The 15,714-nt window shown below is 45.4% G+C and carries 14 protein-coding genes; 1 reads left to right on the top strand and 13 read right to left on the bottom strand.

The features are described 5' to 3' along the window. Positions 1-4: 4 nt before the first annotated feature. Entirely contained in the window at positions 5-490 is a 486-nt protein-coding gene (locus P3L57_RS08575) for an Ig-like domain-containing protein (RefSeq protein WP_044155916.1), read from the top strand. Positions 491-529: 39 nt separating this feature from the next. Here P3L57_RS08575 and ftsY read toward each other — a convergent pair whose 3' ends face one another. From ftsY to P3L57_RS08510, 13 genes are all read right to left on the bottom strand, one after another. After that, positions 530-1,519, bottom strand: a complete 990-nt coding sequence (gene ftsY / locus P3L57_RS08570; protein ID WP_044155917.1) for a signal recognition particle-docking protein FtsY — start codon at positions 1,517-1,519, stop codon at positions 530-532. A gap of 19 nt (positions 1,520-1,538) precedes the next feature. Continuing rightward, positions 1,539-5,099: a chromosome segregation protein SMC gene (gene smc / locus P3L57_RS08565; RefSeq protein ID WP_264798545.1), complete on the bottom strand. Its 3,561-nt coding sequence runs from the start codon at positions 5,097-5,099 to the stop codon at positions 1,539-1,541. Positions 5,100-5,199: 100 nt separating this feature from the next. Next, positions 5,200-5,949, bottom strand: a complete 750-nt coding sequence (gene rncS / locus P3L57_RS08560) for a ribonuclease III (protein ID WP_010334220.1) — start codon at positions 5,947-5,949, stop codon at positions 5,200-5,202. Between the two features lie 139 nt (positions 5,950-6,088). Further along, positions 6,089-6,322 carry an acyl carrier protein gene (gene acpP, locus P3L57_RS08555; RefSeq protein ID WP_003154310.1) on the bottom strand — a complete coding sequence of 78 codons (234 nt, stop codon included), beginning with the start codon at positions 6,320-6,322 and terminating at the stop codon, positions 6,089-6,091. Between the two features lie 83 nt (positions 6,323-6,405). Next, positions 6,406-7,146 carry a 3-oxoacyl-[acyl-carrier-protein] reductase gene (fabG, locus tag P3L57_RS08550; protein WP_044155920.1) on the bottom strand — a complete coding sequence of 247 codons (741 nt, stop codon included), beginning with the start codon at positions 7,144-7,146 and terminating at the stop codon, positions 6,406-6,408. Then, entirely contained in the window at positions 7,139-8,092 is a 954-nt protein-coding gene (gene fabD, locus P3L57_RS08545) for an ACP S-malonyltransferase (RefSeq protein ID WP_044155921.1), read from the bottom strand. Before fabD ends, fabG begins: the two co-directional genes overlap by 8 nt. An 18-nt stretch (positions 8,093-8,110) precedes the next feature. Continuing rightward, entirely contained in the window at positions 8,111-9,109 is a 999-nt protein-coding gene (gene plsX / locus P3L57_RS08540; RefSeq protein WP_044155923.1) for a phosphate acyltransferase PlsX, read from the bottom strand. A gap of 13 nt (positions 9,110-9,122) precedes the next feature. Then, a complete protein-coding gene (gene fapR / locus P3L57_RS08535; protein WP_024121372.1) occupies positions 9,123-9,689 on the bottom strand; it encodes a transcription factor FapR in 567 nt (188 codons plus the stop codon). 107 nt (positions 9,690-9,796) lie between these two features. Further along, entirely contained in the window at positions 9,797-11,845 is a 2,049-nt protein-coding gene (gene recG / locus P3L57_RS08530) for an ATP-dependent DNA helicase RecG (RefSeq protein ID WP_044155924.1), read from the bottom strand. Beyond that, complete coding sequence (sdaAA, locus tag P3L57_RS08525; protein WP_044155925.1) at positions 11,823-12,725, bottom strand: L-serine ammonia-lyase, iron-sulfur-dependent, subunit alpha; 903 nt, start codon at positions 12,723-12,725, stop codon at positions 11,823-11,825. The genes recG and sdaAA overlap by 23 nt, the downstream gene beginning before the upstream one ends. Positions 12,726-12,748: 23 nt before the next feature. Next, positions 12,749-13,411: an L-serine ammonia-lyase, iron-sulfur-dependent subunit beta gene (gene sdaAB, locus P3L57_RS08520; protein WP_024121369.1), complete on the bottom strand. Its 663-nt coding sequence runs from the start codon at positions 13,409-13,411 to the stop codon at positions 12,749-12,751. A gap of 139 nt (positions 13,412-13,550) precedes the next feature. Beyond that, the gene (locus tag P3L57_RS08515; protein WP_069486518.1) at positions 13,551-15,209 is read right to left on the bottom strand and encodes a DAK2 domain-containing protein; all 1,659 of its coding nucleotides are present in this window, start codon (positions 15,207-15,209) and stop codon (positions 13,551-13,553) included. 15 nt (positions 15,210-15,224) lie between these two features. Continuing rightward, positions 15,225-15,587 (bottom strand): Asp23/Gls24 family envelope stress response protein, encoded by a 363-nt coding sequence (locus P3L57_RS08510; RefSeq protein ID WP_024121367.1) that lies wholly within the window; start codon positions 15,585-15,587, stop codon positions 15,225-15,227. Positions 15,588-15,714 lie beyond the last annotated feature (127 nt).

Genomic DNA, 15,714 nt, shown 5'->3' with positions numbered 1-15,714 from the left:
TCTCATGAAAAAAATCGGTTTATTGGTTATGTTATGCTTGGCTGCCGTGTTACCATTTATTTTTCCCGCCCAGCAAGCAGCTGCGGCCGGAGCCCCTTATAAGGCCTCCATCTCAAATATTAGCACGGACGGAGGCGTGTACGGTAAAATCAATTACGGACAGGGCCAATTTTGGCGAGTCAAGTACAATATTACGATAAGCGGTACATTGCTCGACGAAAAAGGAGCGCCAGTGCCAAACACACCAGTCAGCTTCGAAGCAGATACAAAAGTCGGGAATACAACACAGACAGCTGCGGGAACAACTGATGAAAACGGAAAGTTTAACGTTCCGATGTATTTAGGACCTGCTGCTGGATACTACACGTATTACACATCTGTTTCCGTTCATTACTATGACATTATTCCATTCAGGGTTTATTCAGGTGATGCGAGATTGCTATCCACTGATAACAGCCTTTATCATTTCGCCTATCAAGTGAGACGATAACAAAACAGCCCCCAAGGCTTTTGGGGGCTGTCTGTCTTTTTAATCCTCCGCTTTTTCCACTAAATCTGAAAAGAGCCCGTATACGTAAGATTCAGCGTCAAACTCCTGAAGATCATCAACTTTTTCTCCTAAACCGACTAATTTAACCGGAATATGAAGCTCGTTGCGAATTGCAAGGACAATGCCGCCTTTTGCAGTGCCGTCAAGCTTTGTTAAAGCAATTCCTGTAACGTTTGTTGCTTTAGAGAACTCCTTCGCCTGTGCCATTGCGTTTTGTCCAGTGGTGGCATCAAGGGCGAGCAGCACCTCATGAGGCGCTTCAGGCACTTCTCTTTCGATAACGCGCTTCACCTTTTCGAGCTCCTTCATCAGGTTTACCTTATTTTGAAGACGCCCTGCCGTATCACAAATCAATACATCGGCTTCTCTCGCTTTGGCAGCGTGAACAGCATCATAGATGACAGCCGCAGGATCGCTGCCGGCCGCCTGCTTAATGACAGGCACACCCGTACGTTCTCCCCATACTTCAAGCTGTTCAATCGCTCCTGCTCTGAAAGTGTCTCCGGCAGCGAGTACAACAGACTTTCCTTCTTGCTTTAGTTTATGAGCAAGCTTTCCGATCGTTGTCGTTTTGCCGACTCCATTTACGCCGACTAGGAGAATGACATTTAAACGCCCTTCCTGAATGTTCAGCTCAGAAATTTGTTCGTCTCCGCTGTTATAAATCTCCACCAGCTTCTCAGAAATAACAGACTGCACTTCCTGCGGATCTTGAATATTTCTGCGTTTCACTTCTTTTTTGAGCTCGTCTATCAGCTCCATAACCGTTGTAAAACCGACATCAGCACTGATCAGGACCTCTTCAAGCTCTTCGAAGAAGTCCTCATCAATTTTACGGTAACGGGACACGAGATCATTCACTTTGTTTTGAAAGGAGTTTCTCGTTTTTTCAAGGCCGTCCTTAAACTTTTCAGATACGGAATCTGTCTGTTTTGTGATTTTCTCTTTTAATTTTTTAAAAAAGCTCATCTTATAACCTCTTTCCTCGTTACTGAACGAATTCTTTTGTCTCTTCCAGCTTCACTGAGATGACCTTAGAAACACCGGATTCCTGCATCGTCACTCCGTAAAGCACATCAGCTTCCTCCATTGTGCCTTTTCTGTGGGTAATCACAATAAACTGAGTATCGGCACTGTATTTTTTCAAATACTGCGCAAACCGGAACACATTTGCTTCGTCAAGCGCGGCTTCTACCTCGTCTAGTACACAAAACGGCACAGGGCGCACCTTTAAAATTGAGAATAAGAGCGCAATAGCAGTAAGCGCACGCTCTCCGCCAGACAAAAGGTTTAAGTTTTGCAGTTTTTTCCCCGGCGGCTGCGCGATAATTTCCACTCCGGAATGCAGCAGATCATTCGGATCGGTAAGCCTTAATTCCGCTCGTCCTCCTCCGAATAAGGAGCGGAAGACTTGATCAAAGTGAGAGCGAATTTGGACGAATGTGTCATTAAAGCGTTTCGTCATCTCTTCGTCCATTTCCTCAATCACTTGGAACAGGGTATTTTTTGCTTCTGTTAAATCTTCTTTTTGCTCTGACAAGAATTGATAGCGTTCGTTAACCCTCTCAAACTCATCTATGCTTCCGATGTTTACCGTTCCAAGCTCTTCTATAGCGAGTTTAATCAGCTTCACGCGCTTTCGTGCTTCCTCAGGATCTGTTTCAAGCTGGTATTTCTCTTTAGCTCCCTCAAAGGACAAGCTGTATTCTTCCCGCAAGTATTGCAGCAAATTATCAAGCTCGACTTCCATTCGGCCTAGTTTTACTTCTTCGTCTTTTAAGAGCGTTGTTTTTTGTTTATACAGGCGCTTCATTTCTTTCAGCTCGCGCTCATACGTATCAAGCCCCTGCTGAAGTTTGATCCTCTGGTCGCGCCTTAACGCAATCAATTCAATTGTTTTTGTTTTGTCATTCAATTTATGTTTCGCGGCCTCTTCCAGTTTTTCTTCGCCGCTTGTGCTTGATGACATTTCTGACGTTAAGAAGCTTAGGTCCTCTTTCGTCTCTTTTAAAGCAAGCTCTGTTTCTTGGAGCTCTTTCTTTAATCTAGCGAGGTTGTCCTCTTCGCTCTTACATGCTTGCTCTTTTTTCGCTGCTGCGATCTTCAGCTCAGTCAGCTCATTGGAGAGAGACTCTTTTGTAGAGGACTGTGTCTGTTTTTGTTTTGTCAGTCTATCAATATCCTCTTCAAGCTGTTTCATCTTTTCGGATACGGAAGAAAGCTTTTCTTCCAGCTCGCGTTTGCGCGCTTTCTTCTCTTGATCGCTTTCTGACAGAGCTGATTTCTCTTGATCATAGAGCTCTAAGTGAGTATTGATATTCTTCTCAGCGACTTGAAGCTCATACAGCTGGCCTTTCACATCCTGCTGCTTTACTCTTAAGCCTTCCCCGGCCTCTCTTAATTCAGCCAGTTTTTTCTCCATCTCCTGAATGGATTGCTTAAGGGTTTTGACCTCTTGTTCAAGCTGCGCTGTTTTTTCTTCCATCTCAACGAGCCGCTGGGTGACATCCTCTAGTTCCCGGCTTCTTCCTAGCAGGGAGTTGTTTTTCTTTTTAACGGCGCCCCCCGTCATTGAACCTCCAGGATTCACGACATCGCCCTCGAGAGTAACAATGCGGTAACGGTGTCCAAGCAGCTTCGCAAGCTCATTTGCGCCTTTTAAATGCTCTGTAATCAGAACGGTGCCAAGCAGGTTTTGAATGATACGGCGATACGCAGGATCAAATGTGACAAGATCACTGGCAACCCCGAGAAATGACGGGTGCTGCTCCGCAGTTGCCGCGTCCCTGCTTTGAAGCTGACGGTCTTTGATGACAGAAAGCGGCAGAAATGTCGCCCGGCCGAACGAATTCTGTTTCAGATATTGAATCGCTTTACGGGCGGACTGTTCATCATCGGTTACGACATGCTGTGCTGAAGCTCCGAGTGCTATTTCAATGGCCGTTTCATACTTTTGTTCTGTTGAAATCAGCTCAAGGACTGCCCCGCGAATACCGCCAAGCCGCTCTTTCGCTTTCAGCACCTCTTTAACACCTTGATAAAAGCCGGAGAAATCTCCCTGCATCGTCTCAAGCATGTCTTTTTTCGATCTCGCCTGCTGGACGTATTGGTATGCTTGGTAAAGAGCAGATTCATTTTTCTCATATTGACGCTTTTTCTGCTCGTATTTGACCTGCATTTCACGATACGCGCCGACTTGGCTGTGAATCTCCTGCTCTATGCGGGCAAACTCGGTTTCACATGCAGCTTTTTGGGCGGAAATATCGCGCCGTTCCTGCAGATGCTTTTCATTATTATCAGCTAGCCTCTGCTGGGTAACGGCTGATTGGGACATCTGGTCATCAAGCAGCTGGAGCTCATTGCGAATCGACGCCTGGCTGTTTAACAGCTCAAAGTAATCGCTTTTCAGCTGTTCAATTTTCTCCTCGATATTTTCATTATGAAGACTGAGAGCCTGCTGCTTTTCCTTCACCTGTGCTTTTAAATCTTTCACTTCTGTCTGAAGCGTTTCGAAAACAGCTTCCTGCTTCGCAAGATCTTCTTTCAGCACAGCTTCTTTTTGCTGAAACTGTACGATGGCTTCTTCAAGCTGCTCTCGGTTTTGCACAGCGTTTTTTTTGCGTTCTTTCAGTACTTCTTTGCGCCCTTCCAGCTTTTCAAGCTCCTCACTTGTCACAAGCAAGACTTGCTGGAGCTCGTCCACTGATTCATCGAGCGCTTGAATTTTGTCTCGCGCATCTTCAATTTTCGCTTCTTTTGCTGAGATAGCAGACGATTCAGCGAGCTCTTCTTCTTTAGCGGCTTGCACTTTCTCCTGAAGGCTTGACCATTTGGCGTGCAGCTCTTCAATATCGTAAGCGGTCAGCGCAATTTCAACGTGCTCAAGCTCTTTCTTTTTCTCCAGGTAGTCTTTCGCAATTGAGGCCTGTATTTTAAGAGGTTCAACCTGGCCTTCCAGCTCATGTAATATATCTTCTACCCGGTTTAAATTATCCTGGGTTTCAAACAGCTTGTTTTCTGCTTTTTTCTTTCTCGTTTTGTATTTGAGCACCCCTGCTGCTTCTTCAAAGATACTGCGGCGATCCTCCGCTTTGCTGCTCAGGATTTCTTCCACTTTCCCTTGGCTGATAATCGAAAATGCTTCTTTTCCAAGTCCTGAGTCCATAAATAAATCAATAATATCTTTTAAGCGGCACGGCTGATTGTTAATTAAAAATTCACTCTCGCCAGATCTGTACACACGTCTTGTGACACTGACCTCATGGAAGTCAATCGGCAAAAAATGATCGTCATTATCAAGCGTAAGTGTAACTTCGGCAAGATTTAACCGTTTTCTCGAATCACTGCCGGCAAAAATAATATCTTCCATTTTCCCGCCGCGAAGGGAACGTGCTGATTGTTCTCCAAGAACCCAGCGAATAGCGTCTGTGATATTGCTTTTTCCGCTTCCGTTCGGGCCGACAACCGCAGTGACGCCTTTTACAAAATCAACGGAAATCCGTTCTGCAAATGATTTAAATCCTATAACGTCTAAACGTTTGAGGAACATAGCGATCCTCCTTATGTAATAAGTATTTCAATTTTATCATAAACATGGATGAAATAAGACGGCAAACATACTGAAATCCCCCTTATAACTCAGGGGGATTTTATTGTTTCGTATGGTGTTTTTGCAATTTAGCTAGAGCTTCCTGAGCAGCGTGCTGTTCGGCTTCTTTCTTTGAACGGCCGTTTCCGACTCCGAGTGGTTCACCTTTTAGAGATACGATGGCTTCGAATTCACGGTTATGGGCAGGTCCTTTTTCGTTGGATATTTTATACTCCAGCGAGCCCTTGCCGTCCCGCTGCACGTATTCCTGCAGCTGGCTTTTAAAATCCATCACATGAGAAAAAGCACCATCGTTTATTTTAGGGAACACATAGACTTTTAAGAAACTTTCGACCGGCTCTAATCCCTGGTCAAGATACAAGGCTCCGATAAATGCTTCGAAGACATCCGCCAAAAGTGCAGGACGTTTTCTGCCGCCCGTCATTTCCTCGCCTTTCCCTAATAGGACAAGATCGCCGAATGACAGTTCGTGAGCCAATGAAACGAGAGACGGTTCGCATACAATCGCGGCTCTCAATTTCGTCAAATCTCCTTCACTCATAGCCGGATACTTGGCAAATAAGAATCTGGAGATCGTCAGTTCCAAAACAGCGTCACCTAAAAATTCAAGCCTTTCATTATCTTCATACGGCTTTTTCCGATGCTCATTCACATAAGATGAATGTGTAAATGCTTGATACAAAAGCTTTTCATTTTGAAAGTGAACCGAGATCCGTTCTTGAAACTCTTTAAATTGTTCTATTTTTTTATAGAACTTTTTCTTATCTTTATAATGTGAGTGTTTTGACATAGTAACCTCCATAGGCACATCAGGTTCACCGCGCTTCTCTGACTAAACCGGATACAGCGCGCGTAAAAGCGGCATGCTGTAATAACTGCACGAATAAAGGGCTAAAGCCCCGCATTTCGGCGGGACTTTTAGCATCAGCTTATTGCTGGTTTTGTATGTAGTTCACAGCGTCGCCGACTGTTGCAATCTTTTCAGCATCTTCGTCAGAAATTTCCATATCAAACTCGTCTTCAAGTTCCATAACAAGCTCAACTACATCCAGGGAATCAGCACCTAAGTCTTCCTTGAAAGAAGCTTCAAGTTTGACGTCTGCTTCATCAACGCCAAGGCGATCTACGATGATTTTCGTTACACGCTCTAATGTATCTGCCATAGCAATTCACCTCCCCTCAAGTATTATAGTGGATTCGTTTTTAAAAAACTAGAGTAACTATGATGAAATTTTCGAGAAAAAACTTACATTACCATTCCGCCGTCAATATGAAGCGTCTGGCCTGTCATGTAACGCGCTCCCTCTGAAGCAAGAAACGTGACGACGCTGCTGACATCTCCGGGATCGCCAAAGCGAGCGAGCGGAATTTGTTTCAGCATTTCATCTTGAACGTCTTTGGCAAGCTTATCTGTCATATCGGTTGAGATAAATCCAGGCGCAATCGCATTGACTGTGATGTTGCGGCTTGCGAGCTCTTTAGCTGAAGACTTTGTTAAGCCGATCACACCCGCTTTTGCAGCCACGTAGTTGGCTTGTCCAGGATTTCCGCTGACGCCTACGATAGACGATACGTTAATAATCCGGCCTGAACGCTGCTTCATCATTTGTCTTGTGACAGCTTTCGTGCAGTTGAAAACACCCTTCAGGTTAATGTTAATAACATCATCCCACTCATCTTCTTTCATTCTCATGATGAGATTGTCTTTTGTAATTCCGGCGTTGTTCACTAGAATGTCAATCGTAGAGAAAACAGAAATCGTTTCTTTTATCATGTTTTGTACATCTTCAGGATTTGATACATCGGCTTTGACAGCAATTGCTTTTCTGCCCATTGATTTGATTTCATCTACGACTTCATTTGCTTTCGCTTCGCTGCCTGAGTAGTTAACGACAACGTTTGCACCGTTTTTGGCCAAGTCAAGGGCGATTGAACGGCCGATTCCGCGGGATGCGCCAGTGACAACAGCTGTTTTTTCATTAAGCATTCTCATTCTCCTCCTTAAGCGTTTGAATTGCCAGTTCAATCGTTTCCGGGTCTGATACGGCAATGGTTTTTAAGCGTCTGTTTACTTTTTTCACAAGGCCTGAAAGCACTTTGCCGGGACCGATTTCAATAAACGTCGTAACACCCTCTGCGATCAGCTTGTTAACAGTTTCCTCAAAACGAACCGGGGAGTACAGCTGCTCAATGAGTTTCTCTTTAATGTCTGCCTTATCTGTCATCACATCTGCAGAAACATTTGAGATCACCGGCACTTCTGCGTCTTTCAGTTCACAGGAGTCCAAGACTTCCTTCAGCTTATCAGCGGCAGGCTTCATCAGTTCAGAATGGAACGGACCGCTTACGTCAAGCGGGATCGCACGTTTAGCGCCGTTCTCTTTTGCCTGTTCAGATGCAAGCTCTACTCCTTTTGCCGTTCCGGAAATAACAATTTGTCCGGGACAGTTGAGGTTGGCAAGCTGCACAAGGTGGCCATCCTCAGTGACTTTATCGGTTACTTGTTTCAATGCGTCGGCATCCATGCCGAGAATGGCAGCCATCGCTCCTTCTCCGGCCGGCACCGCTTCGTTCATGAACTCACCGCGTTTTCTGACAGTATAAACAGCGTCTTTAAAGCTCATTGCGCCAGCCGCCACCAGTGCAGAATATTCTCCAAGGCTGTGTCCGGCTGTGAAATCAGGTGTAATGCCTGATTCTTTAAATTTTTCAAGCACAGCAATGCTAGTCGTCAGCAAAGCAGGCTGCGCATTGTATGTAAGGGTTAATTCTTTGGCATCACCTTCAAAAATCAGTGAGCTAAGCTTTGTTTCCAATGTTTCGTCCGCTTCATCGAACAGACGTTTTGCAGCTGGAACCTGATCATAAAGCTCTTTCCCCATGCCGATAAATTGAGATCCCTGACCAGGGAATAAAAATGCAATCTTACTCATGATGTAAAAACCTCCAGACTATTCATCTGTTTTTTCTTCTTTTACTTCTTCCTGAATGAGCGCAGCCATGTTTTGGCTGACCATCTCTCTGGCTTGGCGGATCGCATGATAAACCGCACGGGCATCAGAAGAGCCGTGTGCCTTGATTACCGGCGCTTTCAAACCGAAAAGACTTGCTCCGCCGTATTCGGAATAATCCATTTTCATTTTCATTTCCTTCATCTTCGGCTTCAGCACAGCGGCCGCAAGCTTAGATGTAAAGTTTGACGTGAGCGCTTCTCTCATCATTTTAAAAATGGACATCGCAGAGCCTTCAAGCGTTTTGAGTGTAACATTCCCGGTAAATCCGTCCGTTACTACGACATCTGCTACATCGTCTAAAAGGTCCCGTGCTTCCACGTTTCCGATAAAGTTGATGTTTGCCTCTTTTAATAATTGGAACGTCTGCTTCGTCAATTCGTTTCCTTTTTTATCTTCTGTTCCGACATTCAAAAGACCGACTCTCGGTGAAGTCACGCCACGGACTTGCTGCGAATAAACAGAACCCATAATGGCGTATTGAACGAGATGCTCAGGCTTGGCATCTACATTGGCGCCGACATCAAGGAGCAGAAATCCGCCGCCTGATACAGTTGGCAGTGTCGGTGCAAGCGCAGGGCGGTCAATTCCTTTAATTCTTCCCACAATAAACAGGCCGGCTGTCATTAACGCGCCGGTATTTCCTGCTGAAATGCAGGCGTCAGCTCTGCCTTCTGCAACTTCCTGCGCCATCAGAACCATAGAAGAGTTCTTTTTTCTCCGCACGGCGCGGACCGGTTCGTCCGTAGGCTCAATCACTTCATCTGCGTGCAGCACCGTGATGCGATCTGATGATGTTGTTAAATACGATTCTATTGTTGTCTTGTCACCGACAAGTGTAATATGAAGATCATCAAATGACTCTATACCCTTCATAACTCCGTCAATAACAGCTTTGGGAGCGTGGTCTCCTCCCATTGCATCTACAGCTATTCTCATGCATGCTCCACCTTTATGAATGTTTTGAACGGTACATGTCAAAGCGTCCAGAAAAAACAATTTCCTCTGCAACATAGCTGTTCACTTCGACAACCGTTCTTCCTTTATCTTTCTCAACCGCCGTCACTTTCGCTTTCGCAACGACGCGCTCACCCTGCTTTACCTGCCTGGTAAAGCGGATGTCTGCACTTGCAGTCAGCGCCAATTCGTCATCTATAATTGCAACGGCCAAAGAATTCGCCTGAGCAAATAAATGGTGTCCTCTCGCAATTTGATTCCGGCTGAATACATGCTCCTGTTTTATTTCTAAAATAGAAATCGCCTGATCATCCAGCTCAAGGTCAATAATTTCTCCGATGACTTCGTCTAGTGACAGGGACTTCACTTCATCTTCAAGCGTTTTCTCTGCCACGTTCTTAATTCTTTCTCTCAGCTCCGGTATGGAAAGCTCCAAGCGGTCCAAACGAATCGTCTGTATGCTAACTCCGAATTTTCCCGCTAATTCTTCATCTGTAATAAATGGGGTTGCTTTGATCGTCTGCTGAAGTAATTCCTGGCGTTCTTTCTTATTTCTTCTCATATCTAAACACCATCCGGCAAATTAAGACTAGGTACTAATAGTAGTATATAATTTCATAGATTGGAATGCAATGATTGTTTCTGGCTAAACACCAAAAACTTCTTGCCTCAGCTCAATTTTTCCCCGTCCATGACTCCGCTTTTCAGCAAATGCTCTCTTAGCGCCCCATATTCAGGGTCGTTCCAGAACGCTTCCGAAGCCACCAGATTTGCAGCGTCCTGCCTTGCCGTTTCAAGCGCTCTGTAATCATGAACCATGTCCGCCACCTTAAAATCAGGCATTCCGCTTTGTTTTTTTCCAAAGAAATCTCCCGGGCCTCTCAGTTCCAAATCCTTTTCAGACAGTTCAAAGCCGTCATTGGTTTCCGACATGATTCTCATCCGTTCTTTTCCTGTTTCTGATTTCGGATCAGCCATAAGAATGCAGTAGGATTGGTGCTCGCCGCGGCCTACACGGCCGCGCAGCTGGTGAAGCTGGGACAAACCAAAGCGATCGGCGTCGTAAATGACCATAATCGTTGCATTCGGGACATTCACTCCGACTTCAACAACAGTGGTTGATACGAGAATTTGACACGTATTCGCGCTGAATTCCCTCATCACCTGATCTTTTTCATCGGAATGCAGTTTTCCGTGCATAAGACCGACGTTCCATTTTCCACGGAAAACCTCAGAAAGCATATTGTATACATCTATAGCGTTTTGCACATCAAGCTTGTCTGATTCTTCGATCAGCGGACAGATAATATACGCCTGTCTGCCTTGCTTTAATTCTTTTTCGACGAATGCCAGAATGCGGTCCAGCATGTCATGTTTCACCCAATAGGTCTCGATTTGTTTCCGCCCCGCCGGCATCTCATCAATGACGGAGACATCCATTTCACCGAAAACAGTAATCGCCAGGGTTCTCGGAATCGGAGTGGCTGTCATAAAGAGCACATCGGGATCCTGCCCTTTGTTCCGAAGCTTCTTCCGCTGTTCAACTCCAAATCGGTGCTGCTCATCCGTAATGACAAGACTTAGCGCTTTAAACTCGACCTCATCTTGGATTAAAGCATGGGTTCCTACAAGAATATCAATCTCTCCCGCAGCAAGCCGCTCAAGCAATTCCCTTCGGCGCTTCCCTTTTACAGAGCTTGTCAGAAGGGCGACATTGACATCCCACTTTTCAAACAGTGAAACAAGGGAATCAGCATGCTGTTCAGCAAGAATTTCTGTCGGAACCATAAGCGCTCCCTGATATCCGGATAAAATGGCCGCATAAAGCGCGATGGCAGCGACTGCCGTTTTTCCTGATCCGACGTCTCCTTGAAGAAGACGGTTCATTCTATATGGGGAAGACATGTCTGCTGTTATTTCGCGAAGCACGCGGGACTGGGCGTTGGTGAGAGGAAACGGGAGGCTTTTGACAAATGTCATGAGTTCTTCGTTTGAAAAACGCTGCCGTATCCCTTGTGACTGCTCTCTTTCCGCCTTTCGGAACGCCTGCATTTTCAACTGAAATAATAAAAATTCTTCGTAAACGAATCGGCGTCTGGCCAGCTTTAATGCTTCTCTTGTTTCTGGCTGGTGCATCGCTTTTAACGCTTGATGATAGTCCGGCAGCTTATAGCGAACTTTAAGATTTTCCGGGAGAGGATCAGGTATTGAGTCCGCATATTGGGTCAGCCCGTGCTGAATAAAACGTCTCATCATTTTGACGGTGACATTTTCTTTCACGGAATAGACTGGTTCAATGCTTTTATCCTCTTGATGCGGCCCATTTTTTAATTCCTGAACAGAAATGGTCTGACGATGCTTGTCCCATTTTCCGGAAATCGTCACAACAGAGCCCAGCGAAAGCTTTTTCTTTAAATAAGGACGGTTAAAACAAATGGCAGTGATTAAATAATGGCCGACAAGAAGGCGAAATGTCAGCCTGTTTCGTTTTTTTCCGTAATAGGTAAGAGAAGGCTCTGAATGAACCTTCCCTTCAACTGTGACTCTTTCATCATGCTGTACTTCTTCTAAATCCCTCAGCTCGTAGTCATCATAGCGATAAGGGAAATAATTCAGAAGATCAGAAATGTCATAAATACCGAGTTCATTTAATGTTTTTTCTGTTTCCGGCCCAATGCCCTTAATGTTGGCTATACTAGTTTGCTGATGTTGTTTCACTTGAACCCAGCGCTCCTCCGAATATTTTTTTCTCTAATTCTCTTCCCGTCGGTGTGGCCGCTAAACCGCCCTGGCCTGTTTCTCTAAGGGCAGTGGGCATCGTTTGGCCGATTTTATACATCGCATCGATGACCTCGTCACATGGAATCCGGCTTGTAATGCCTGCTAATGCCATATCAGCAGCAATCATCGCGTTTGATGCGCCCATTGCATTTCGCTTCACACAAGGCACTTCAACAAGGCCCGCAACAGGATCACACACAAGGCCGAGCATATTTTTTAATGTAATGGCCATGGCCTCCGCACTTTGCTCAGGTGTTCCGCCTGCCATTTCAACAATTGCCGCAGCTGCCATACCCGAGGCAGATCCTACCTCTGCCTGACACCCGCCGGCAGCACCGGAAATACTTGCATTATTTGCTACGACAAATCCGAAAGCTCCGGCCGTAAATAAAAAGCGGATCATTTGTTCTCTTGTCGGGTTCAGTTTTTCTTTCACGGCAAATAACGTACCCGGCACTACACCTGCAGATCCGGCAGTCGGTGTCGCACAGATTGTTCCCATGGCGGCATTCACTTCATTTGTTGCGACAGCTTTCGATACCGCGTCTAAAATCAGCGCTCCCGACAGGCTTTTTCCAGATCGAATGTAGGCCTGTAATTTAACGGCATCCCCGCCTGTTAAGCCCGTTTGACTCGTAACTCCTTCAAGCCCTTTTTGAACCGCCGCTTCCATAACAGTCAGATTGTGATCCATCTGCTGAAAAATTTCTTCTTTTGTTTTTTCTGTTACTTCCATCTCTTGAGCGATCATGATGTCAGAGATGGATATTTGCTTTTCTTTCGTTATCTCAATTAATTCTTTTACATTACGAAACATAACTGGCTCCTCCTGACCCTTCGCTAGTCAGCAATCTTTGTCACTTGAATAATGTTCGGCAGCTTCGACAGCTCATCGAGAACATCATCGTCAATATTTTGATCCACTTCTATTGTCATCAGCGCAAGCTGACCAATATCCTTGCGGGCGACTTCCATATGGCCGACGTTGATTGAGAATTTCGCAAGGACATTGGCAACTCCTGCAATGGTGCCAAACTTGTCATTATGGACAACTAGAATGGCAGGGTGGTTTCCAGACAGACGGAGCTCAAAGCCGTTTAATTCTGTGATTTCAATTTTTCCTCCGCCTATCGAAATTCCCGTCAGTTCAAGTTCTCCCTTTTCATCAGAAATACTAATTCGAGCTGTGTTCGGGTGAACCGGAACAGCGTCTTCAACTCGAAACTCTATATCAATTCCTTTATCTTCTGCAATTTGTATAGCGGTTTTAATCCGTTCGTCAAATGTATCAAAATCAAGCAGACCGCCGATAATTGCCACATCTGTGCCGTGACCCTTATATGTTTCAGCAAAAGAGCCGTAAAAGGACACAACGATGCGCTCAGGCTCTCTGCCAAATAAACTTCTGGCCACTCTCCCGATTCTCGCCGCGCCTGCTGTATGCGAACTGGACGGACCGATCATAACCGGGCCGATAATATCAAAAACGCTTCTGTATTTCATGCTATTCCTCCTTATGAAACAGAGCTTATAAGCGGCTTTGCTTCTAGACTAATTGATCGGATATAAAATGGCAAGCGGGCGCGTTACAGCGCTGCCGCACTTAAAAGCAGACATAAGAATAGAAGGGCAATTTGCCCTTCTATTCTGCAGAAACTATATACGAATACAGCGGCTGTTTTCCGTTGTGGATTTCAACCTCAATCTCTTCGTACTTGTCGTTGAGAAACGCTTCAAGCTCTTCAGCTTCTTCTTGAGACGCATCTTCTCCATAAAGAATGGTGACAATTTCGTCCTCTTCTCCGATCATTTCTGACAAGAGCATTTTTGCAGCACCCAGCTGATCTTCAGCACTGCCGATAATCGTTCCATTCATAATCCCCATAAAGTCGCCTTTTTTTATGTCTTGTCCGTCAATATGAGTATCCCTGACTGAGTATGTCACCTGTCCGCTTTTTACTTGCTGAATGGCACTTAGCATATTGGCTTCATTTGCTTCAGGCTCTTGATCCGGATTAAATGCCAGCAGCGCTGACATGCCTTGCGGAACCGTTTTGGCAGGAATGACAAAAACCTTATCGCCTATCACACTTGCGGCTTGATTGGCCGCCATGATAATGTTGGAGTTATTCGGTAAGATAAACACAGTGTCTGCATTTACAGATCTTACAGCATCGACAATATCCTCAGTGCTCGGATTCATCGTCTGGCCGCCTTCAATTACAACGGAAGCGCCAATGCTTTTGAATAAATCAGAAATGCCTTCTCCCATCGCAACAGTCACAATGCCGTACGGCTGCTTTGCCGCTTTCTCGCTGTGAGCAGGCTCGCTGTCCTGGCTGATGATGGAAGTGTGCTGCTCTCTCATGTTTTCAATTTTGATTTTTATTAATTCACCGTAATTTTGAGCGTAGTTTAACACGTTTCCCGGCTCTTCAGCATGAATATGAACCTTCGCCAGAGACTCGTCTGCAATAACCAAAAGAGAATCACCAAATTGGCTGAGGTCATTTCTGAATGTGCCTTCATCAAATTCTCTTTTATTCTGATCGAGCCTTACCATCACTTCTGTACAGAAACCGAATTCAATATCATCTGTATTCATCATGCTCTGCGCGCTCTTATGATGCTCTGCGCTGACCATGTCATCAAGTGACGGAAGAACGGTTTTCTCAGGAACGGTCTCTCCTTTTAATGAAGCGAGGAAACCTTCATACACACAAAGCAGGCCTTTGCCTCCGCTGTCAACGACTCCTACTTCCTTCAGGACAGGCAGCAATTCTGGTGTCCGGTTTAAGGATGCCTCAGCTTCCTTTGTCACCGATGTCATCAGCGCAATGATATCGGTTTCTTTTTCCGCCAGGGCCACCGCTTGTTTCGCAGCATCTTTTGCAACTGTTAAGATGGTGCCCTCCACAGGCTTCATGACTGCTTTGTAAGCCATATCGACACCGGCTTGCAGCGCGGCGGCAAACTCTTTTGCATTAATTTCTTTTTTTGTTTCAATGCTTTTACTGAATCCTCGGAACAATTGGGACAGGATGACTCCTGAATTCCCTCTTGCCCCCATGAGCAATCCTTTAGATAACGCGGAGCCCACTTTACCGATATCACTTGTCTCCAAATGCTCCACTTCTCTTGCCCCGGAAGTCATTGACAGGTTCATGTTTGTTCCCGTATCACCGTCCGGCACCGGAAACACGTTGAGCGCGTCAACCGCACTCGCGTTTTGCGACAGATTCTGTGCACCTGCAAGAATCATCTCGGCAAAGGTTCTGCCGTCTAATGTTCTGATAGACAATCCTACTCCTCCTAACTACGGGTTCGTCACTCGTACGCCTTGGACATAAATATTGACAGAGTCCACTGCAAGTCCGACTGTTTGATTTACTGTGTACTTTACTTTTGTTTGGACGTTATGTGCCACTTCAGAAATTTTTGTGCCGTAGCTGACAATGATATACATGTCAATATGTATCTGTTCTGCTTCTTGGCGAACTTGAACACCTCTGCTGAAATTCTCTTTCCGAAGGATTTCAGTCAGTCCGTCTTTAATTTGGTTTTTAGAGGCCATTCCAACAATGCCGTAACAGTCAATCGCAGCGCCGCCGGCAACCATTGCAATGACTTCATTCGATATATCAATCTGTCCGTATTTCGTTCTTAATTCAATGGACACACTAGTTCCTCCTTCGAATGCATAGAGTTACAGCTATTCTACTATATGAATTCCATTATGAAAAGAAAAGACGCGACAAACGCTGCATGTCTCTTTACATATACTATAGCGCCGCTGTTTGCGCAAG

The organism is Bacillus sp. B28 (assembly GCF_029536185.1).
GTDB lineage: Bacteria > Bacillota > Bacilli > Bacillales > Bacillaceae > Bacillus > Bacillus halotolerans.
This window is presented reverse-complemented; position numbering and strand designations above follow the sequence as displayed.

Bases quoted from the DNA above. Each gene is read 5' to 3' on its own strand.
- P3L57_RS08575 (WP_044155916.1), top strand. From the start codon at position 5: ATGAAAAAAATCGGTTTATTGGTTATGTTATGCTTGGCTGCCGTGTTA.
- ftsY (WP_044155917.1), bottom strand. From the start codon at position 1,519: ATGAGCTTTTTTAAAAAATTAAAAGAGAAAATCACAAAACAGACAGAT.
- smc (WP_264798545.1), bottom strand. From the start codon at position 5,099: ATGTTCCTCAAACGTTTAGACGTTATAGGATTTAAATCATTTGCAGAA.
- rncS (WP_010334220.1), bottom strand. From the start codon at position 5,949: ATGTCAAAACACTCACATTATAAAGATAAGAAAAAGTTCTATAAAAAA.
- acpP (WP_003154310.1), bottom strand. From the start codon at position 6,322: ATGGCAGATACATTAGAGCGTGTAACGAAAATCATCGTAGATCGCCTT.
- fabG (WP_044155920.1), bottom strand. From the start codon at position 7,146: ATGCTTAATGAAAAAACAGCTGTTGTCACTGGCGCATCCCGCGGAATC.
- fabD (WP_044155921.1), bottom strand. From the start codon at position 8,092: ATGAGTAAGATTGCATTTTTATTCCCTGGTCAGGGATCTCAATTTATC.
- plsX (WP_044155923.1), bottom strand. From the start codon at position 9,109: ATGAGAATAGCTGTAGATGCAATGGGAGGAGACCACGCTCCCAAAGCT.
- fapR (WP_024121372.1), bottom strand. From the start codon at position 9,689: ATGAGAAGAAATAAGAAAGAACGCCAGGAATTACTTCAGCAGACGATC.
- sdaAA (WP_044155925.1), bottom strand. From the start codon at position 12,725: ATGTTTCGTAATGTAAAAGAATTAATTGAGATAACGAAAGAAAAGCAA.
- sdaAB (WP_024121369.1), bottom strand. From the start codon at position 13,411: ATGAAATACAGAAGCGTTTTTGATATTATCGGCCCGGTTATGATCGGT.